The sequence below is a fragment of the Sphingomonas sp. GM_Shp_2 genome, from assembly GCF_026540875.1.
GTDB classification, from domain to species: Bacteria; Pseudomonadota; Alphaproteobacteria; order Sphingomonadales; family Sphingomonadaceae; genus Sphingomonas; species Sphingomonas carotinifaciens.
The window spans coordinates 1-19,601 of sequence record NZ_JALNUQ010000051.1 but is presented as its reverse complement, the minus strand read 5'-3'; the positions used below and the strand labels follow the sequence as shown (position 1 = coordinate 19,601).

The window sequence follows — 19,601 nt, the reverse complement described above, 5'->3', positions numbered from 1 at the left end:
TCCGGTCAAGGGAGCGACGGCCTTCGGTCAGGCGATGGTAACGCGGATCAGAAGGTGAAGCGCGCGCCGACGCGGATCGAGTAGAGCGACTGGTTCACATAGACCTGATCGGTCGGGGTCGTGAAGCTGGTCGTGCCACCGAGCGGCGAGTAGCGGTACTGGTTGCAGGCCTGGCCGGCATTGGCCGTGGTCTGCGCCGCCGTCGGCGCGGTACCGGTCGCAACCGGCGCCGTCAGACACTGCACCTGGGTGACCGCCGCGTTGTACGGGAAGGTGTACTCGCGCAGCTGGCCCCACTTCTTGTTGATGAAGTTGGTGAAGTTCTCGATGTCCGCAAAGACCTGGAGGCGCGAGCCGCCGAAGCCGGTCGGGATCTCCTGCGAGACGTGCAGGTCGAGACGGGTGAACCAGCGCGAGTTGAACGCGTTACGCGGCGCGACGCGGCCACGATACTTGCCCAGGCCCGATGCGTCGATGAACGCGTTGACCGCATTGGCGTATTCGACGCTGCTGTACGACACGAGCGGATCGTTCACGGTCGGCACGTACATCAGGTAACGGTTGCCGCCGGTGCCGGTCGCCGTGCTGCGGCCGGTGGTGCCGAAGATCGCCGAGCGCGGCGTACCGCCCGAGGGCTGATAGTCCTGGAAGGTGTAGCTGAACGGGTGACCGATACGGGTTTCGCCGAACAGGCCGATCTGCGTCTTGTAGTCGCCGAAGAAGGCATGGTCGAAGTTGACGCCGTACTTGAAGAAGTACTTCACCTGGTCGTTCGAGATGCCATAGGCGACGTTGTTCGGATCCACGAACGCACCGTTGCTGTAGTTCGAACCCGCCGTCGACGAGGTCGCCGGCGCCTGGTCCTTCACATCGGCATAGGTGAAGCTGCCGTTGATCGTCAGGCCGAGGTCCCACGCCTTTTCGAAGCGCGCGACCGCGATGTACGAACGGCCCCGCGTGGTGTTGGTCAGCAGGATGTCGGTGTTGGTGTTGGTGCTGGCCGCGCCGTCGATGATGTTCTGGTAACGCTGGCGACCGTCCGGGGTCAGCGAACCGGCGATCGGCTGCGAACGGATGTCGGTGAAGTACACCTGGTTGCGGACGCGCGAGTACAGGAAGTCGGCGCCGAAGATCCAGTTGTCGCCCAGCGGGCCCAGATCGGCGTTATACTCACCCGACAGCGTGGTGCGCCACTGCGACGGCACCTTGAAGTTCGGATCGAGCGCGTTGACCGTGGCGCTGGTGGCGATCGCCGCGTTGCCCAGTGTGGTGTTCACCGAACCCGGGATCGAGTTGCCGGTGACGCCGTTCAGCGCCGCATTGCCGACCGCGATCTGCGTTGCCGCGTCGGTGCCGCCGGGGAAGCCGTTATAGCCGGTCGCCGTACGGGTCAGCGACAGCGAGTTGGTCAGCACACCGGTGTTGGAGAAGCTGTTCGACACATAGACGTCGGGGGTGCCGCCGCCGAAGATGCCGCCGCCACCGCGGATCGAGAGCCGGCGGGCCGGCTTCCAGTCGAAGCCGATGCGCGGCTGGAAGAGGTTGAAGCCGGAGATGTTGGTGGTGTTGCCGGCGATCGTCTTGCGCTCGCCGTTGACGATCGCGCCGTTGGCGTAACGGGTCAGGTACGCGTTGCTGAGCACGGGGCGGTCATGCATCGCGTAGAGATCGTAGCGTGCGCCGTAGCTGAAGGTCAGCGTGGGGGTGACGCGCCAGTTGTCCATGACGCCGAACGTGTAGCTCTGGTAGCCGAAACGAGCGGCCGCCGCGTCCGGATTGAAGGCCGGCAGACCGTTATTGTCGCGGATCGCGTTGCCGTACTGGAAGGTGCTGGCGCGACGCGCTTCGAAGTCGGCGATCGAGTCGAAATAATAGGCGCCGGCGCTGTTCTGCAGGAACGAGTTGAAGACCGACACGTCCTGGATCTCGGTGAAGACGCGGACGTCATGGTCGTTCATCGTCAGGCGCGCCTGCAACAGGCCGCCCCAGGTCTCGGTATAGAGCTGGTTGGTCTGGCGCGAGCTGTCCGGGCCGAAGGCCACGACGGCATCGGTGCCGGACTGGCCAGCGCGGCCTTCGCAACCCGTCAGCGACCCTTGCGAGACGGGGTTGGTGCAAACGCGCATCTGCGCGAAACCACGGCCGAGCAGCGGCTCCTGGATACGCGTATAGTGCTTGTAGAAGCCGCGGGCTTCGGTCGAGAAGGTGTCGGTCCAGTCCGAGTTCAACTGCACCACGCCGGTGTGCAGGCGGTTGCCCTGCGTATAGGCGTTCGACGCCAGACCCAGGCCCGGGCTGCCGGTGGTGATCGTGCTGAAGGTGTTGTTCAGCAGCGTGATGCCGTCATCGGCATAGGTATAGGTCAGCGCCAGACGCTGCGTGTCGGAAAGGTTGGCGTCGATGCGCGCAACGACGCGGTCGTCCTTGTCGTTCAGGCTGCGCTGCACGCCGCCCGTATCATAGCCATAGATGCGCTGTGCGATATCCGAAACCTGGTCGACCTGTGCCTGGCTCAGATTGGGGATCGCGGTGCCGGCATTGTTGTCGACCGGGCCTTCCGGAATCGGACGGCCGCCGCGCAGACGCTCGCCCGCCACCATGAAGAACAGCTTGTCGCGGATGATCGGGCCCGACAGCTCGGCGCCGAAATTGTCGATCTTGAAGTTCGGCACCGCAGCGCGGCCATTGGGGATGCCGGGGCCGTTGCTGGTGCGCTTGCCGACGAACTCGTCGCCCGAGCGCGCATAGAAGCCGGTGCCATGGAAGTCGTTGGTGCCCGACTTCAGGATGATGTTGATCGCGCCGCCCTGGAAGTTGCCCTGGCGAACGTCATAGGGAGCGACCTGCGCCTGGAACTGGCCGATCGCGTCGAACGGAATCGGCGAGCGGCGGCTGGGCAGACCGTCGGCGTTCAGGCCGAAATTGTCGGTGATCGGTACACCGTCCACCGTGAAGCGGTTGTAGCGTGCGTTCTGGCCGGCGAAGGAGATGGCGCGACCGCCGGTCGGCGTGTCGTCCAGACGGGCAAACGGGTCACGACGCGACAGGTCGCGAATGTCGCGGTTGAGGCTGGCGATGTTGGCGATGTCGTCGGCGTTGAGGACGGTCGCCGGGCCCTGCGACACGGTGCGCGCATTGGGCAGGCGTGCGGCGCTGATGACGATCTCTTCGCCTTCACCCGCGTCGGCGGTCGCGGCGGCAGTCAGTTCGATCGGCAGTTCGAAGGACTGGGCGACCACGGTCTGGATGTCGGTAACCTGTGCACCCTGGTAACCGGCGGCAGCGACCGACACGGTGTAAGGGCCGCCGGGGCGCAGGCCGGTCGACGAGAAGCCGCCATTGGCGTCGGTCGTCGTGGTCGACGTGGTTCCGGTGGGAACGTTGACGATCGTCACGGTCGCGCCGGCGACGGGCGTGCCGCCTGCCGTCACGGTGCCGCGGATCGCGGACGTCGTTTCCTGTGCGGTGGCAGCCACCGGCATCACGAGCGCGACCGCGGCCACACCCAGGAACAAATTGGTTCGCATTGAATTATACCCCTTTGCGCAGCGCGCCGACCGGTGGTCTGAAGGACCGGTTAGGCGAGCCCCTGCCCATGGAGTATTGCGTTTCTGTTACAGTCGCTATGCCGCTGTAACACTCGCGGAATTCAGCCGTGTTGCGTTGCAAAAAAGCCACGAATTATGACCTTTTTGCGGCGGGTTTAACCTCGGTCAGCCGGTTGCCGCCACCAGCGCGTTCCATTCCGCCTCGTCGATGACCTTGATGCCTAAGTCGCTGGCTTTTTTCAGTTTCGATCCGGCGCCAGGGCCGGCGATCACCAGATCCGTCTTGGCGCTGACCGAGCCGGAGACGCGGGCGCCCAGCGCCTCGGCCTGCGCCTTGGCCTCGTCGCGCGACAGGGTCTCCAGCGTGCCCGTGAAGACCAGCGTCTTGCCGCTGACATCGGAGGTACGCGTCTGCCACACGACGTCGGCAGGCGTGACCTGCGTCAGCAGATCCTGCACCGCTTGCCTGTTATGCGGCTCCGCAAAGAAATCGACCAGTGCCAGGGCGACCTCGGGGCCGACCTGTTTGGTGTCGACCACGGCGGCGAGCGCTTTGGCGACGCGGGCGAGGTGCTTGTCGTCGGATTCGGCGAGGGCGGGGGGGATGGAGTCGCGCTCGGACTGGGCGCGGGCGATCATGTCGGTGAGGGCGGCCCAACTGGTCCAGCGACGGGCGAGGTCGCGGGCGGTCACTTCGCCGACGTGGCGGATGCCGAGCGCGAAGAGGAAGCGGTCGAGGGGCGGTGCGCGGCGGGCGTCGATCGCCGCGATCAGGTTGCGTGCGGATACCTCCGCCCAGCGCTCGCGGCCGAGAAGCACGTCCTCGGTCAGGCGGAAGATATCCGCGGGCGTCTGGATCAGGCCGTCTCGAAAGAACGCCTCGATCGTGGTGATCCCCATGCCGTCGATGTCGAGCGCGTGGCGCGAGACGAAATGGCGGAGCCGCTCGACGCGCTGCGCCGGACAGACAAGGCCGCCCGAACAGCGCCAGTCGACCTCGCCGGGCGCGCGCTCGGCCGCTGATCCGCATTCGGGGCAGTGGGTGGGAAAGGGCCAGGGCGCGCGTGCGTCGTCGCGCGACAGATTCTCGACGATCTGCGGAATGACGTCGCCGGCGCGTTGCAGGACGACGCGGTCGCCGGGATGCACGCCCAGCCGGCCGACCTCGTCCGCATTGTGCAGCGTCGCGTTGGTGACGACGACGCCGCCGACCGTCACCGGCTCCAGCCGCGCGACGGGGGTCAGCTTGCCGGTGCGGCCGACCTGGATATCGATCGCGTTCAGCGTGGTCTGCGCGCGTTCGGCGGGGAATTTATGTGCCAGCGCCCAGCGCGGGGCACGCGCGACCTGACCCAGTCGCTGCTGCCAGTCGAGCCGGTCGACCTTGTAGACGACGCCGTCGATGTCGAAGGGCAGGTCGGCACGCTTCGCCTCGATCATGCGATATCGGGCCAGGGCATCGTCCACCCCTTCGCACCGGGCAAAATCGTCGGCGACGGGAAAGCCCCAGGCGCGGATCGCCGCCACGACGCCGCTTTGCGTATCGGCGGGCATCGCGCTGACCTCGCCCCAGCCATGCGCCAGGAAGCGCAAAGGGCGGGTGGCGGTGACCGCGGCGTCCTTCTGGCGCAGCGATCCGGCGGCGGCATTGCGCGGGTTGGCGAACTGCCGCGCCTTTTCCGGGCTGTCCGCCTCGGCAAGCAGGCGGGCGTTGAGCGCGGCGAAATCGGCCTTGGCCATATAGACCTCGCCGCGCACCTCGAAAATGTCGGGCGCGTCGCCGTGGAAGGTGGCGGGGATGTCGGCGATGGTGCGGACATTGGCGGTGACGTCCTCGCCCGTGGTGCCGTCGCCGCGGGTGAGTGCCTGGACCAGCTGACCCCGCTCGTAGCGCAACGAGCAGGACAGGCCGTCGATCTTGGGTTCGGCGGTAAGCGTGACGGGCACGTCCTCCGCCAGCTTCAGATAGCGGCGGACGCGGGCGACGAACTCGGCGACCTCGTCATCGGCAAAGGCATTGTCCAGGCTCATCATCGGCCGGGCATGCGCGACCTTGGCGAGATGGCCGGCCGGCGCGGCGCCGACCCGGCGACTGGGCGAGTCGGCGCGCACCAGATGCGGAAAGGCAGCCTCCAGCGCGGCATTGCGACGGACCAATGCATCATAGTCGGCGTCGGAAATCTCCGGCGCGTCGTCGGTATGATAGAGCCGGTTGTGATGCGCGATCGTCTGGCTGAGCGATTCGAGCTCGGCGGCGGCCTGAAGATCGGTGGTGGGGAGGGGGGCTTTGGTCACGGATCGGTTGCTAGGCCAGTCGGTGCCCGGCGATCAAGCCGCCAGCCCATCCAGCCAGCCCCATCAACAGGTTCAGGCCGTCTCCAGCAGCCGTTCGGCCTGGGCGCGTGCCTCATCGGTGATCGTCGCGCCGGACAGCATGCGGGCGATCTCCTCGCGCCGTTCGGCATCCGACAAGGCCCGCACGCCGGTGCGCGTCACCGTGCCGTCATGTGACTTGGCGATTAGCAGATGCGCCGCGCCACGCGCGGCCACCTGCGGGCTGTGGGTGACGACCAGCAACTGGGTGCGCGTCGCCAGCCGGTGCAGCCGCTCACCGATCGCAGAGGCGACCGCGCCGCCGACGCCGCGGTCGATCTCGTCAAAGACCATCGTTGCAGCTCCCCCCTCCTCGGCCAGAGCGACCTTCAGCGCGAGGATGAAGCGCGACAATTCGCCGCCGCTGGCGATCTTAACCAGGGGTGCGAAGGGCGCGCCGGGGTTGGTCGCAATCTCGAATTCCACGCGGTCCTTGCCGGCTCCGGACCAGCCGCTTTCCTCCAGCGCCACGACGACGGTGCGGAAACGGGCGGCGTCCAGCTTCAGCGGGGCCAACTCGCCCTTCACTGCGGCGTCGAGGCGCTGGGCGGCGGCATGGCGTTGCTTGGACAGGGCAGCGGCGGCGCTGTCATAGGCGGTGCGGGCGGACCGGGCGCGCTTTTCCAGCTTGGCGATGCCGCCTTCGCCCGCCTCCAGCCGCTCCAGACGGCCGCGCAGATCGTCGGCAAGTGCTGCCAGGTCGTCGGGCTGGACCCGGTGCTTGCGCGCCATGCCGCGCAGTTCGAACAGCCGCGCCTCGTCATCCTCCAGCGCGCGGGGATCATAGGCGAGCGACAGGCGCGCCTCGGCCAATCTTTCCTCGGCCACCGACGCCTCGATCACCGCGCGGTCGACCGCGGCCAGCGCGTCGCCCAGCGCCGGGTGATCCTCGGCAATGCGCTCCAACACGCGGGCGGCCTGACGCAGGCGGGCAAGGCCGCCGTCCGATCCTTCCAGATATTCGTCAATCGCCGCCAGTTCGCCGGCGATCTTTTCGGAACGCTGCATGGTGCGACGCTTGTCGGCCAGCGCCTCCTCCTCACCGGGCTCGGGGGCAAGCTTGGTCAGCTCGGCAACCGCATGTTCCAGCCATTCGCGGTCGCGCGCCGCGGTCTCGATCTCGGCACGGGCGGCGTCCAGTTCGGCCTCTGCCGCGCGCCATGTCCGCCAGGCGGTGGCGGCGGCGCCGGTATCGATGCGGGCGAAGCTGTCGAGCAGCGCACGGTGGCCGCGGGGATTGAGCAGGCCGCGATCGTCATGCTGGCCGTGCACCTCGACCAGAAAGGGCGCCATTTCGCGTAGCAGGGCGGCCGACGCCGGCTGGTCGTTGACGAAGCCGCGGCTGCCGCCATCGGCCTTGACGAGGCGGCGGACGAACAGCGGCTCGCCAAGTTCGATCTCGACCCCGGCATCGTCAAGGATCGAGGCGAGGCGGCTGCCGGGCACCGGGGGCTCGAAGGTGGCGGTCACCACCGCCTGCGCCGCGCCGTGGCGGACCAGCCCGCTGTCGCCGCGGCCACCCAGCGCAAGGCCCAGCGCATCGAGCAGGATCGACTTGCCCGCACCGGTTTCCCCGGTCAGCACGCCCAGGCCGAAGCCGAAATCAAGATCGAGCGCCTCGATCAATACCACGTCGCGGATGGACAGCGCAGTCAGCATGATGCGCGATATAGGCGGTTTTCGCGGCCGCCGTTATCCCTTTTGCGCATCCATGGTCACGATTTGTTCGGGGTGGCGCCGAAGCGGGGGTGCGTCGTCCTGAGCCGTTCGTGTCGAGTAGAGATCGAGTAGCTCCGCTGGAGCGTATCGAGAACTCGTATCGAGACGGTGTCACACGCGGCGGCGTGTCTCTCAATACGTCGTCTCGATACGCGGCTTTGCCGCTACTCGACGACTACTCGAGACGAACGGGAGGGTGGACCGATCCGAGACGACGGGGGTGGGGATCAATCCGGGACGAGCGGTGGGAGATCGCCCGGACGTCACCCTTCCGAGATACGGCCCCGCCCCGGCCGGGCGGCGGGGGTGGGGCTGTCGATCAGGTCGATCAGTTGGTGCGGCCGCCGGTATTGGGGCTGCTGTTCGGGCCGACGGTGGAGGGCTGGGTGGCCGGGCCGGTGGTCGGCGTGCCGCTGCCGCTTTCGCCGGGCAGGCCGGTGTTGACCGATCCGGGCGTGCCGTCCGGCACCACCGGCTGGCCGGGGGCGACCGGCGGGAGCGGCTTGGCGGGATGCTGCTCCATCAGGCGATAGGCGCGCTTGTACCAGTCGGAACCCGGATAGTTCCTGCCCAGCACGGCCGCGGAGCGCTGTGCCTCGTTCGGGACGCCGAGCGCCAGATAGGTTTCGGTCAGGCGCATCAGCGCCTCTGGCGCGTGCGTCGTCTGATACTGGTCGATCACGGTGCGGAAGCGCATGGAGGCAGCGAGCCACTGGCCGCGCCCCTCGTAGAAGCGGCCAATTTCCATTTCCTTGCCGGCGAGATGGTCGTTGACGAGATCGACCTTCAGGCGGGCATCGGCCGCATAGCGCGTGTTGGGATAACGGCGCATCAGTTCGCCCAGCGCATCGAGCGCCTGACGGGTGATCTTCTGATCGCGGGTCACGTCGGTGATCTGCTCGTAATAGCTGAGCGCGATCAGGTAATAGGCATAAGGCGCGTCGCGGTTGCCGGGGTGAACCGACAGGAAGCGCTGCGCCGACTGGATCGCCTGCGTGTAATCGCGCGACAGATAATAGCTGAACGCGCTCATCAACTGCGCGCGGCGGGCCCAGATCGAATAAGGATGCTGACGCTCCACCTCGTCGAAGAGCAGCGCCGCTTCCTTGAAGCGTCCCTGGTCCAGCCGATTCTTGGCGGTGGTGTAGAGCGTGCCGACGTCGCGCGCGACATAGGGCAGGTCGGTGCGGGCACGGTTGCGCGCGCAACCGGCGATGGGAAGGGCCAGGGCGGCGATCAGCGCCAGCGACAGCGCTCGGGACTGGGGGATACGCATTGCGGGGATTTCCTTAGCCGAGCGTTGGCGAGCCGAACAGTCCCCTTGCATGACCGCGGGATCAGGGCAATGCGGGGCCACGTTCCTATCGTCTACCCGCAAAGGATGTTCGCCATGCCGGCTACGCTGCTCCACACCCACCGCGTCGAAAAGCCCTGGGGTCGCCATAGCTTGTACCCCGGTTTCGAGGACGCGCCCGAAGGCGGCGCGCCGATCGGCGAGGTGTGGTTCCAGGAGCCGGGCGACACGACGCCTGATCTGCTGATCAAATATCTGTTCACCAGCGAGAAGCTGTCGGTGCAGGTCCACCCGGACGACGCGCAGGCACAGGCGCGCGGCCTGCCGCGCGGCAAGGACGAGTGCTGGACGATCCTGGCGGCACAGCCCGATTCGACGATCGCGCTCGGCCCCAAGCAGCCGATCAGCAAGGACCAGCTCCGCGCCGACGCGCAGGACGGGTCGATCGAGCAGGATCTGGACTGGGTGCCGGTCAAGGCGGGCGATTTCTACTATGCGCCGTCGGGCACGGTGCATGCGATCGGCGGCGGGCTGACCCTGATCGAGGTGCAGCAGAATTCGGAAACCACCTACCGCCTGTACGATTATGGCAGCGAGCGCGAACTGCACCTGACCGACGGCGTCGAGGTCGCGCATCTGGAGCCGTACCAGCCGATCACCTCGCCCGGCCCGGTGGGCGAGGGGCGCACCATCCTGGTCGAAGGGCCGAAATTCGTGCTGGAGCGCTGGTCCGCGGGCGAACACGCGGTGACGCTGCCCGAAGGGCGGACCGGCTGGCTGGTGCCGATCACCGGCGCGGGCGAAGTCGCGGGCGTCGCGTTCTCCGCCGGTCAGTGCGTGACGGTGACGGGGAGCGAGACGGTGTCGCTGGGTGAGGGCGGCGATGCGCTGTTCGCCTATCCGGGCACCACGCGGCTGTAATCGGGCGGCATCGGCCCTCCCGACAAGGGGAGGGCCGGTGACCGGTCAGAACAGGCCGGGCACCTCGCGTTGCGGGGTCGTCGGCCGGGTCGGGGTCAGCAGGCGGTAGGACGAGGCCGGGAGGCTTCGTGCCGCGGCATTGCCCGAGGTATTGATCGGCGTGCAGGTGCGGCCGGCCAGGAAATTGAGCGCCGCGCGCAGCGAAGCCTCCTGCGGATCGCCAAGCGGACGGGACAGGTCGTCCCCGGCGTGGCAGCTTGCCTTCACGAAGCCCGCGAGCCCGGTGTAATATTCCCCCTGGCGGTCGGCATTCTGCGTCGCCAGCGCGACCACGCGCAGGCGATCGTCGCACTCGGGACGGTCCAGCGGGATCTGTCCCACCGGCTTGCCATAGGTGTTCGTCCCGATCAGCGCGGCATTCGCGCGGAAATAGGGGATCGCGGCATTGATCACCAGTTCGCTGGCCGAGGCCGTGCCGCCGGTGCCGATAAAGGCGATGCGGGTGGGTGCGATCGACTCGGGCTGTGGCTGGAACAGGCGCGTGGTGTTGCGGCTCGCCTTGTCGGGGCGGAAGCTGGTGTAGCTTTGCACCTCGCTCGACTGGCGGGCGCCGCCCAGCAGGTCGCTGAACAGTTCCGCGGTGTCGATCAGGCCACCGCCATTGTAGCGCAGGTCGATCACCACGTCGGTGACCCCCTGCTGCTTGAACGTCGCAAAGGCGGCGCGCAGTTGCGGGTCGGCGGTGTTGATGAAGGTCCGCAGGTTCAGATAGCCGACGCGCCGTCCCTCATCGTTGATGATCTGCGTGCCATAACGCGGCGATACCGGCTGCAGCGCGAAATCGGTCTTGGTCACGCTGATGTCGCGGGTGGTGCCGTTGGCGGCGATGCGCAGCACGCGCATCGTGCCGGCGGTATCGGGGCCGAGTGCATCCTCCAGCCCGGTCTGCCGGTTGGCGGTGACGATATCCCGGATGCTGCGCACATTGCCGGTGGTGGTGCCGATGCCGACCAGTTCCGCACCGCGGTCGATACCGGCAGCCAGGCCCGGTCCGCCCTCGAACGCCTCGGCGATCATCAGGCGCGTCTGGCTGGCGTCCAGCGTGAAGCGCAGGCCGAAGCCGGCACTGGCGCCCGACTGGTAATAGGCATTTTCTTCGCGAATCGAGGTGATGTGGGTGAAGTAGCGATCCTTGCTCTGGCCGCGTGCGGTGGCGGTCAAGGCATCGATATAGCCATCGATGGTGGTGTAGGCGCCCTGGTTCAGATTGGTCGGCAGCGTTTCCGGAAACAGATACCATTCGCGCAACTGCTGCGCGACCCATTCCTGACGCGCCGCCAGCGAGCAGCCGTTGACGGTCGTGCCCGTGGCAGCGCCGCCGCTGGATATACCGGCGCCGCTGCCGCCGTCATCACCGCCACAGGCCGACAGCATGGCGGCGATCGCGATCGCCGCACCCGATTTCCGAAACTTCATGCAACATATCCCCCGTATGTTGCGGACCACGATATGGCCGCGACCGCATTTTGTCAGGTGCAAACTTGCCCACCCGTGAACGGCCCTACGGCAGGCGCGGTTAATGCTTTGGCGTTAGGATGACGGCGATGCTGCACGTCCTGACCCTGTCTTCGCTGTTTCCCGACGCGACCCGGCCGAATTTCGGCATCTTCGTGGAGCGGCAGACGGCCGGGCTGGCGCGGCGAGAGGGCGTGGCGGTGACCGCCGTCGCGCCGATCGGCCTGCCGGTGTGGCCGCTGCGCCGGGGCGCGCGCTTTGCCGCGATGGCGGCCTTGCCATGTGAGGAGACCTGGCGGGGGCTGAAGGTGTACCGGCCGCGCTTCACCACCGTGCCCGGGACCAAGGGACGCTGGCACGTTCGCGCCCTGGTCGCGGCGTTGATCCCGCTGCTCGACCGGCTCCACGGCGAAATGCCGTTCGATGTCATCGACGCATCCTTCTTCTTTCCCGACGGGCCGGCGGCCGTGGCGCTCGGGCGTCGCTACGGCGTGCCGGTGTCGATCAAGGCGCGGGGGGCCGACATCCACCTGTGGGGTCGCGGGGGGGCGACCGCCGGGCAGGTGCTGGCCGCGGCGCGAGGGGCGGACGGCATGCTGGCGGTCAGCGGGGCGATGCGCGACGACATGATCGCGCTGGGCATGCCGGGTGAGCGGATCGCGGTGCATCATACCGGAATCGATCATGACCGCTTCCGCCCGCAGGATCGCAGCGAGGCGAAGCGGGCGGCGGGGGTGGTCGGGCCGCTTGTCGTGTCGCTGGGGGCGCTGATCCCGCGCAAGGGGCATGACATCGTGCTGGATGCGGCGGCGCGACTGCCCGGCGTCAATGTGTGGATCGCGGGCGAGGGGCCGGAGCGCGCCAGCCTGACCGCGCGGATCGCTTCACTTGGGATCGGCGACCGGGCAAGGTTGCTGGGCGGCGTGGCGCATGACGACATGCCGCGCCTGCTGGCGATGGCGGATGTGATGGCGCTTGCCTCTTCCTCCGAAGGGCTGGCCAATGCCTGGGTGGAGGCGCTGGCCTGTGGCACGCCGATCGTCATTACCGGGGCCGGCGGGGCGGGGGAGGTGGTGACCGGGCCCACCGCCGGCCGGATCGTCGCGCGCGATGCCGCGGCCTTTGCGGCGGGGATCGCCGCGGTGCTGGCCGATGTGCCCGATCCCGCCGCGGTGCGCGCCAGTGTCGAGGGCTTCGGCTGGGACACCAATGCCGCGACGCTGCACGCGCATCTGGCCGGACTGGTGGCGCGGCGTCAGGCGTCCAGCGGGTAGAGCGCGGCGCCGATCTGGCGACCCTCGCCGCGCAGCACGCCCCAGTCGCGCGCGGCGGTGCGGCTGTTCAGCACCTCCACGCCGATGTTGCGGTCCTCCAGCGCGCGGACCAGCGCCTGGGGCGGTCGGCGTAGCGTCGCGCCGGTGCCGATCAGGATGAATTCGGGGCGTTCCGCGATCAGCCCCGCCAGCGCCTCGACCGTCAGCGCATCGAGCGGCGGCGGCGCCCAGTCCTCGTGCCAGTCCGGGCTGAGGAGCAGCGCCGGATAGGCGATCTCGCCCACCCGGAAGCCGTTGCCGGAGAAACCGGCCACGATCGGGCCGGGCGCCAGCGGGTCACGGGTGACGCGCATCAGCGTTCCCGCGGGGTGATGCGCTCCGCCTCCGGCACGGGGCGCTTGTCGGTGGTGCCCGGCTTTTCGCGGTTCGGCTCGGCGCGCAGGCCCAGCGTGATGAGCAGCGAGGACGAGACGTAGATCGACGAATAGGTGCCGACCACGATGCCCAGGATCATCGCCGCAGTGAAGCCGCGCAGCACATGGCCGCCCAGCATCAACAGCGCGAACAGCGCCAGCAGGATGGTGACCGAGGTCATCACCGTGCGGGGCAGCGTTTCGTTGACCGACAGGTTGATGATGTCGCGCATCTCCATCTTGCGATAGCGGCGCATATTCTCGCGGATGCGATCGTCGATCACGATCTTGTCGTTGATCGAATAGCCGATGATGGTCAGGAAGGCGGCGATGATCGTCAGGTCGAGTTCGAACTGCGTGATCGCGAAGAAGCCCAGCGTGACGAGCAGATCGTGGACGATGGCCACGATCGTCGAGATGCCGAACTGCCATTCGAAGCGGAAGATGGCGAACAGGCCGATGCCCAGCACCGCCAGCACGACCGCGAGCAGGCCGTTGCGGATCAGCTCGCCGGACACCTTGCCCGACACGGTGTCGTAGCGCGAGAAGGTGGCGCCGGGGAACGCCTTGCCCACGGCGGCTTCCACCTTGCGGACGACGGCGTTGGTCGCACCCTCATCGGTGGAGGAGGGGACGGGCAGGCGAATGGTGACGGTGCGACCGTCGCCCACCGCCTGCAGGTTCGCCTCGCCCACGCCCAGGTCGTCTACCACCGTGCGCAGCCGGTCCATCGACGGCTTGGTGGGGAAGCTTTCCTCGATCATCAGCCCGCCGACGAAATCGACGCCCAGATTGAGGCCCTTGGCGAAGGTGACGCCGACCGCGAGCACGGTCAGCAACAGGGTGAGGCCGAACGCCCAGCCGCGCAGGCGGACGAAATCGATGTTGGTATCGTCGCGGACGAGTTTCAGGAGACGCATGGGTTCTTCTCCCGCCTCAAATGTTGATCGTCTTGGGCTTGGTGCGGCGGAGCCACAAAGCCACAAGCATGCGGGTGAAGGTGACGGCGGTGAACACGCTGGTGACGATGCCGATCAGCAGCACGACCGCGAAGCCCTTGACCGGGCCGGAGCCCAGCATCAGCATGATGACGCCCGAGATGGCATGGGTCGTGTTCGCCTCGAAGATCGTGCGGCTGGCCTCCTTGTAGCCCAGCTCGACGGCCTGCACGACGTTGCGCCCGCGTCGTCGTTCCTCGCGAATACGCTCGTTGATCAGCACGTTGGCGTCGACCGCGGTGCCGATGGTCAACACAAAGCCGGCAATGCCGGGCAGGGTCAGTGTCGCGCCGATCATCGCCATCACCGCCAGGATGATGAGGACGTTGATGACCACCGCCAGGTTCGCATAGAAACCGAAGCGACCATAGGTCACCAGCATGAAGATGACGACCGCGACCACCGCGACGATCGAGGCGAGCACGCCCGCGCGGATCGAATCGTTGCCCAGTTCGGCGCCGACGGTGCGCTCCTCGATCACCTTGAGCGCGATCGGCAGCTTGCCCGAACGCAGCGCGATGGCGAGCTCGTTCGCGGTCTGCACGGTGAAATTGCCCGAGATCGACGCGCGACCACCCAGGATCGGCTCGTTGATGTTGGGCGCGGAAATCACCTTGTTGTCGAGGATGATCGCGAACGGCTTGTTCACGTTCTCCTGCGTCACGCGGGCGAACTTGCGGCCGCCCTGGCTGTCGAAGGTGATCGCCACCTGCGGCGCGTTGGTCTGCTGGTCGAAGGTCTGTTGCGCATCGACCAACTGGTCGCCGGAGATGATGACTGGCCGCGTCACTGCGATCACCGGCACGCCCAGCGGATTGTCGGGATAGGGCAGGATCTGGCTGCCCGGAGGCGCATTGCCCTTGAGCAGTTCGGCCGGGTTCGCGGTCGTGTCGACCAGCTTGAACTCCAGCCGCGCGGTCTTGCCGAGCAGGTCCTTCAGCGCCTGCGGGTCCTGAAGACCCGGCACCTGCACGACGATGCGGTTGGCGCCCTGACGCACGATCGTCGGTTCGCGCGTGCCCAGTTCGTCGATACGGCGACGCACGACCTCGGTCGCGTCGCCCATCGCGGTGTTGACCGCCTGGTTGAGCCCGGCCTGGGTCGGCTTCAGCACGAAGCGGCTGGTGTCGACGACCTGGATATCCCACTCACGCTGGCCGGTCATGCCCGCCCCGCCGCCGGTGATCGCCAGCAGGCGCTCGCGCGCGGCATCGACCTGAGACGCATCGCGCAGCATGAAGCTGAGCTGCCCGCCGCGCGTCGAGATGTCGCCGATCGCGATGCGCGGATTCTGGCGGCGCATCTCGGTCGCCACCTGGTCCCGCATCGTCTCCAGCCGCGAATTGGCCAGATCCTGCGTGTCCGCCTCCAGCAGCAGATAGCTGCCGCCGGCCAGGTCGAGTCCGAAATTGACCTTCGGATGCGGGAACGCGCCCCACCCGTTGGTGATGCGCTCGGGCAGGAAGCTCGGAATGGAAAGCGCACACAGGACCGCGATCAGGGCGACGATCGAGGCGACCTTCCAGCGGGGGAAGTCCAGCATGGGATCAGTCGTTCGCGGGCTTGGCGAGCGGATTCGCGACGTCGGTCAGCGTCGCCTTGACCACGCGGACGCGGACATTGGGGGCGATCTCCACCTCGACCAGCTTGTCCTCGACGCGGGTCACCCGGCCGACGATGCCGCCGGCGGTGGTGACCGAATCGCCCTTCTTCACGCCCTCCACGGCCGCCTGAAGCTGCTTCATCCGGCGCTGCTGCGGGCGGATCATCAGGAAATAGAAGACGACGAAGACGAGGAGCAGCGGCGCGAGGCTGAGGAACGAGGCGAACCCGCCCGGTGACGCGGCGCCGGCGGCGCCCTGTGCAAATGCGGTGGAAATGAACATCGGACCCGTTCGTGACTGGTGGGCATGGACGTCGCGAAACGGCCAGGCGATTAAGCGGTGCCCGCTACCATTGCCGGGGCGAACGCGCAATGGACGGCCGCGTAAGCGGGGCATCCCGGCGACGGTTGCAGCGATCCCACACGCTTGGGGCTTGCGTTGCACGCAAACTGGGCCTAGAGGCGCCGGCTCTGGTCGGGGCGTAGCGCAGCCTGGTAGCGCATCACACTGGGGGTGTGGGGGTCGCAGGTTCGAATCCTGTCGCCCCGACCAATCTTACACCGTCACCGCAGCGACGATCGCGCGGCACGGTCGCCAGGGTCCGAGGACCCCGGCTTTCCCATTGATTACGATGTCTTGTCGCGTCCGACTTCGCTCTGGCAGGGTGGCGTGGCGCCTGCGAACTCGGCGAAGCTGCCGAAATGGCCGGCTGCGTCCAGTTGCCCGCTCAGGCTCGGCTTGCGCTTCGTTTCCCAGACATAGGACTTGCTGTTGTCGAAGTCGGGGATCGCTGCGTTCAGGGCGGCGGCATCGGCGGCGCTGATTTCCGGCACGTCGACACGGTAGCTGCGCACCATCCGCGCGGTTTGCCCATCGAACGACGCGATCCGCCAATAGGCGACGCCACCCAGGCTGCGATCCATCGGCCTGGACGAAAAGCTCCAGTGCAGGCCCTTGCCCGCAGGCGGTACCTTTACCGTCGTCGCCGAGCAGGTGAACGCCGGATAATCATTGGCGAACGGCGCATCCTGCGGCTGGTCCTTGGGCCGTTTACGCTCGTTCGGCGGGGAAAAGCCGCCGCTGAACAGGTAGTGTGTGTGACCGTCCTTGTCGTCGCCGTCCCAGTCGACCTTCCCCTCGCCCTCCATGTCGAGCACCAGCAGGCGATTGTCGTCATCGAAGCGCCAGCCCGTCCGGCTCGGCTCCACATCGGGCATCTGCTGACGCCAATAGGTGGCGAGGAGCTTGTTCGCATCGGACGCGGCGACGCCGGCAAGCTGGGCGCGCATTCCAAAGATCTCGTCGCCGCGCAGCGTCTGCTGTATGTGGTATCTGCCCGGCTTGTCGAAGCCGGCTGATGCATCGATCTCCACCACGTCGATGCGCGTCGGTACGCGGGGCGGGCGCGGCGCGATCATCTCGAGCGCGACGCTGCCGGTGCGCAGCGGCAGGGCCCAGCGCGATCCCGGCGGATCGAGCGTGGCAAGCGTCCTGTCGCCGAGCCGGGTGCCGTCGAGCCAGATCGGCTTGCCGGCAACCGTCGCGCGCACGACGACATGGTCGAACAGGCCGGGCGTCGGCAGGCGCTGGTCGATGCCGTCGCCGCCCTTGCTGGCGACCAGCACCGGCTCGGCCGCGATCCCCATTTCGCGCAGCAGGGCGATCAGCAGCACCGTCTTGGCCTTGCAGTCGCCGAAACGCCGCTTCCACGTCTCATCCGCCGCGGCCGGGCGGTAATTGCCGCCGTCCAGCCCGACATAGACATAGCGGATCTGATCCTGGACGAGGCGCAGCGCCGCCTCCACCCGGCGTGCCGGATCGGTGCTCGTCGCGGCGATCCGCGCCGCCTCCGCCCGGATCGGCGAATCGGCGGCGAGGGTGCCGGCGCGGACGTAGAGCGGGTCGAAGGCGTGGGAGACCGCGGCCCAATCGGCATAATCGCTGAACTGCACCAGTCGGGCGATCCGGTAGCGGAGCGGCGCGTCCTCCGGCACGGTCGGTGTGTCCGGGTCGGTGAGCAGATATTGCCGCTCGGTCTCGTTCCCCAGGTCACGGACTGCCGGCTGCGGCGCATCGGCGGTGGCGCGGTAGCTGACGCTGCTCCCCTTGGGGGTCAGCAGGCGTACGCGGTAGGCGCCGCGCATGCCGACCACGGGCAATTGCAAAAAGCCCTCGGCACGTTCGCCAAGGCCGGTGTCGTGATGGCGTTTGGTTGCCGCGAACTCGACCTCGTCACCGACCTGAAGCCCGGCCGTCTGCAAGGTCGCGGTCAGATCGCCGTCGAGCATCGACTGTTCCAGATTATTCTCCCGCTGGATGACGGTGAACTTCTGGGTGGCGAGAATGTCGATGGTCTGGCCGCCGCGGATGATGGCCAGGCGGTGGACGATCATCTCTTCGCTGGCAGGGGACCAGGCGACCGCGAGATTGCCGGCCGCAAGCCCCTCGGGCGACAGCAACTTCATGCGGGAGGCCTGGTAATCCTCCTGCCCGTCGGCGGTGACGCGGACTTGCTGTTCGGCATAGAGCACGCGCACTGGGGCGCCGGGCGGCAACGGGGCATCGGCCGCGGTCGGCGGGGCGATCACCCAATCGGGCGCCGGCGCGTAAAGCACTGTACGACCACGAGCATTTTCTGGCTTTACGCTTTTGGGCGTTTGCGCGCCCCTGGCGGCGACTGCGCTACTTCCCGCCGTGGCCGCAAGCATTGCGGCGGCCGATGCGCCAAGCCGCATCGCACGAATGACCATATTCCTGTCCCCCCGGTTCGAGCGCAGCTTAACGATCGATCGGGCGGGGGCAATCCGGTGCGGATTTTACCAAGCGGCGCGGTGTGCAAGACTTGGACAACTAAAAAGCCCCGGAAGTCCAAAGACATCCGAGGCTTTTTGAAGTGGTGGGCGTGGCAAGGATTGAACTTGCGACCCCTGCGATGTCAACACAGTGCTCTACCACTGAGCTACACGCCCGCCGGAGGTGGCGCATTAGCCGGGGTGTTTCGGGTGCGCAAGTCCTAAATCGCTCCGGTGCTAAATTGTGCCGCCGGCATGATCGGCCTCGAAAAGCCGGTCGACCTCCATCACCAGGTCGCGCAGGTGGAAGGGTTTGGACAGGACGCGGGCGTTGGGCATCGCCTGGCCGGCCTTGAGCGTGACCGCGGCGAACCCGGTGATGAACATCACGCGCAGGTCCGGCACCATCTCGCCCGCGCGCTGGGCCAGTTCGATGCCGTCCATCTCCGGCATGACGATGTCGGTCAGCAGCAGGTCGAACCGTTCGGTCTGCAACAAGGGGATGGCGGCGGTGCCGCGGTCCACCGCGGTGACCGCATAGCCCGACTTCTGAAGCGCGCGGGTCAGATATTCGCGCATGATCTGGTCATCTTCGGCCAGCAGGATTCGGATCATCATTGGGCCCCGGTGAAACTGCGCCCCTCTTAGGGGAGGGCCCCTTAATATTTCCAGAGCGATTGCGGCAGCGTACGGTCGCGCCTAGCGTGACGGGCGATGGCGAGCCCTTCCTTCGAGCGCCTTGATGCGATGCCGGGCGACCGGGATTTCGCGCGACGGGGCCCGGTGATCCTGTCGGTGCCGCATGCCGGGCGCGACTATCCGCCCGCGCTGGACGAGGCGTTGCGTGTGTCGGCGGCGGCGCTGCAGCTGCTGGAGGATCGCTTCGTCGACATGGTGGCGCGCGCCGCGCGCGATCGGCAGCCGACGCTGATCCAGACGGTGCCGCGTGCCTGGATCGACCTCAACCGCAGCGAGCAGGAGCGCGATCCCAAGGTCGATGCGGGCGCCGACTGGACGACGCAGCCGCGTGCCTCGGCCAAGTTGCGCAGCGGACTGGGGTTGGTGCCGCGGCGGACGGGGGCGGCGGGCGATCTGTGGCGGCGGCGGTTTTCGGGTGCGGAGGTGGAGGCGAGGATCGTGGCGGACCACC

The 19,601-nt window shown here is 67.5% G+C and carries 14 protein-coding genes and 2 tRNA genes; 4 read left to right on the top strand and 12 right to left on the bottom strand.

The window, feature by feature from the left end; all coding sequences use genetic code 11:
• Positions 1-47 precede the first annotated feature (47 nt).
• The 4 genes from OXR08_RS15410 to OXR08_RS15395 form a co-directional block, all read right to left on the bottom strand.
• Positions 48-3,527 (bottom strand): carboxypeptidase regulatory-like domain-containing protein, encoded by a 3,480-nt coding sequence (locus OXR08_RS15410; protein WP_267351213.1) that lies wholly within the window; start codon positions 3,525-3,527, stop codon positions 48-50.
• A 186-nt stretch (positions 3,528-3,713) separates the two neighbouring features.
• A complete protein-coding gene (ligA, locus tag OXR08_RS15405) occupies positions 3,714-5,843 on the bottom strand; it encodes an NAD-dependent DNA ligase LigA (RefSeq protein ID WP_267351210.1) in 2,130 nt (709 codons plus the stop codon).
• 72 nt (positions 5,844-5,915) lie between these two features.
• Positions 5,916-7,580: a DNA repair protein RecN gene (recN, locus tag OXR08_RS15400; protein WP_267351208.1), complete on the bottom strand. Its 1,665-nt coding sequence runs from the start codon at positions 7,578-7,580 to the stop codon at positions 5,916-5,918.
• A 388-nt stretch (positions 7,581-7,968) separates the two neighbouring features.
• Positions 7,969-8,916, bottom strand: a complete 948-nt coding sequence (locus OXR08_RS15395; RefSeq protein ID WP_267351206.1) for an outer membrane protein assembly factor BamD — start codon at positions 8,914-8,916, stop codon at positions 7,969-7,971.
• Between the two features lie 114 nt (positions 8,917-9,030).
• Here OXR08_RS15395 and OXR08_RS15390 point away from each other — a divergent pair, with 114 nt between their 5' ends.
• Entirely contained in the window at positions 9,031-9,855 is an 825-nt protein-coding gene (locus OXR08_RS15390; RefSeq protein ID WP_267351205.1) for a class I mannose-6-phosphate isomerase, read from the top strand.
• 45 nt (positions 9,856-9,900) lie between these two features.
• Here OXR08_RS15390 and OXR08_RS15385 read toward each other — a convergent pair whose 3' ends face one another.
• A complete protein-coding gene (locus tag OXR08_RS15385; RefSeq protein WP_267351203.1) occupies positions 9,901-11,331 on the bottom strand; it encodes a S41 family peptidase in 1,431 nt (476 codons plus the stop codon).
• Positions 11,332-11,459: 128 nt separating this feature from the next.
• Between OXR08_RS15385 and OXR08_RS15380 the strand changes: the two genes are divergently transcribed.
• Positions 11,460-12,644, top strand: a complete 1,185-nt coding sequence (locus OXR08_RS15380; RefSeq protein ID WP_267351227.1) for a glycosyltransferase — start codon at positions 11,460-11,462, stop codon at positions 12,642-12,644.
• Here OXR08_RS15380 and OXR08_RS15375 read toward each other — a convergent pair.
• Genes OXR08_RS15375 through yajC form a run of 4 tightly spaced genes read right to left on the bottom strand, consistent with a single transcriptional unit; the run spans position 12,626 to position 15,941 of the window.
• Complete coding sequence (locus OXR08_RS15375) at positions 12,626-12,997, bottom strand: Mth938-like domain-containing protein (protein ID WP_267351201.1); 372 nt, start codon at positions 12,995-12,997, stop codon at positions 12,626-12,628. The genes OXR08_RS15380 and OXR08_RS15375 overlap by 19 nt on opposite strands.
• Positions 12,997-13,977, bottom strand: coding sequence for a protein translocase subunit SecF (gene secF, locus OXR08_RS15370; RefSeq protein WP_149681082.1), 981 nt, complete (start codon positions 13,975-13,977; stop codon positions 12,997-12,999). Before secF ends, OXR08_RS15375 begins: the two co-directional genes overlap by 1 nt.
• Before the next feature lie 16 nt (positions 13,978-13,993).
• A complete protein-coding gene (secD, locus tag OXR08_RS15365; protein ID WP_267351198.1) occupies positions 13,994-15,598 on the bottom strand; it encodes a protein translocase subunit SecD in 1,605 nt (534 codons plus the stop codon).
• A 4-nt stretch (positions 15,599-15,602) separates the two neighbouring features.
• Positions 15,603-15,941, bottom strand: a complete 339-nt coding sequence (gene yajC / locus OXR08_RS15360; RefSeq protein WP_160146726.1) for a preprotein translocase subunit YajC — start codon at positions 15,939-15,941, stop codon at positions 15,603-15,605.
• 193 nt (positions 15,942-16,134) lie between these two features.
• Here yajC and OXR08_RS15355 point away from each other — a divergent pair.
• A tRNA-Pro gene (locus OXR08_RS15355) sits at positions 16,135-16,211 on the top strand.
• A 74-nt stretch (positions 16,212-16,285) separates the two neighbouring features.
• Here OXR08_RS15355 and OXR08_RS15350 read toward each other — a convergent pair.
• The 3 genes from OXR08_RS15350 to OXR08_RS15340 form a co-directional block, all read right to left on the bottom strand.
• On the bottom strand, positions 16,286-18,247 hold the full coding sequence (locus OXR08_RS15350; RefSeq protein WP_267351195.1) for a DUF3857 domain-containing protein: 1,962 nt from the start codon (positions 18,245-18,247) through the stop codon (positions 16,286-16,288).
• Positions 18,248-18,553: 306 nt separating this feature from the next.
• Positions 18,554-18,628, bottom strand: a tRNA-Val gene (locus OXR08_RS15345).
• A 60-nt stretch (positions 18,629-18,688) separates the two neighbouring features.
• Complete coding sequence (locus OXR08_RS15340; RefSeq protein ID WP_112381766.1) at positions 18,689-19,066, bottom strand: response regulator; 378 nt, start codon at positions 19,064-19,066, stop codon at positions 18,689-18,691.
• A gap of 99 nt (positions 19,067-19,165) precedes the next feature.
• Between OXR08_RS15340 and OXR08_RS15335 the strand changes: the two genes are divergently transcribed.
• Positions 19,166-19,601, top strand: a 436-nt coding sequence (locus tag OXR08_RS15335; RefSeq protein ID WP_267351191.1) for an N-formylglutamate amidohydrolase, incomplete at its 3' end; no start/stop codon positions are given.

What these genes read in the sequence shown, in the direction of transcription:
- yajC (WP_160146726.1), bottom strand. Translation starts at nt 15,941, where the DNA reads ATGTTCATTTCCACCGCATTTGCACAGGGCGCCGCCGGCGCCGCGTCA.
- secF (WP_149681082.1), bottom strand. Translation starts at nt 13,977, where the DNA reads ATGCGTCTCCTGAAACTCGTCCGCGACGATACCAACATCGATTTCGTC.
- OXR08_RS15385 (WP_267351203.1), bottom strand. Translation starts at nt 11,331, where the DNA reads ATGAAGTTTCGGAAATCGGGTGCGGCGATCGCGATCGCCGCCATGCTG.
- OXR08_RS15410 (WP_267351213.1), bottom strand. Translation starts at nt 3,527, where the DNA reads ATGCGAACCAATTTGTTCCTGGGTGTGGCCGCGGTCGCGCTCGTGATG.
- secD (WP_267351198.1), bottom strand. Translation starts at nt 15,598, where the DNA reads ATGCTGGACTTCCCCCGCTGGAAGGTCGCCTCGATCGTCGCCCTGATC.
- OXR08_RS15380 (WP_267351227.1), top strand. Translation starts at nt 11,460, where the DNA reads ATGCTGCACGTCCTGACCCTGTCTTCGCTGTTTCCCGACGCGACCCGG.
- recN (WP_267351208.1), bottom strand. Translation starts at nt 7,580, where the DNA reads ATGCTGACTGCGCTGTCCATCCGCGACGTGGTATTGATCGAGGCGCTC.
- OXR08_RS15390 (WP_267351205.1), top strand. Translation starts at nt 9,031, where the DNA reads ATGCCGGCTACGCTGCTCCACACCCACCGCGTCGAAAAGCCCTGGGGT.
- OXR08_RS15375 (WP_267351201.1), bottom strand. Translation starts at nt 12,997, where the DNA reads ATGCGCGTCACCCGTGACCCGCTGGCGCCCGGCCCGATCGTGGCCGGT.
- OXR08_RS15395 (WP_267351206.1), bottom strand. Translation starts at nt 8,916, where the DNA reads ATGCGTATCCCCCAGTCCCGAGCGCTGTCGCTGGCGCTGATCGCCGCC.
- OXR08_RS15340 (WP_112381766.1), bottom strand. Translation starts at nt 19,066, where the DNA reads ATGATCCGAATCCTGCTGGCCGAAGATGACCAGATCATGCGCGAATAT.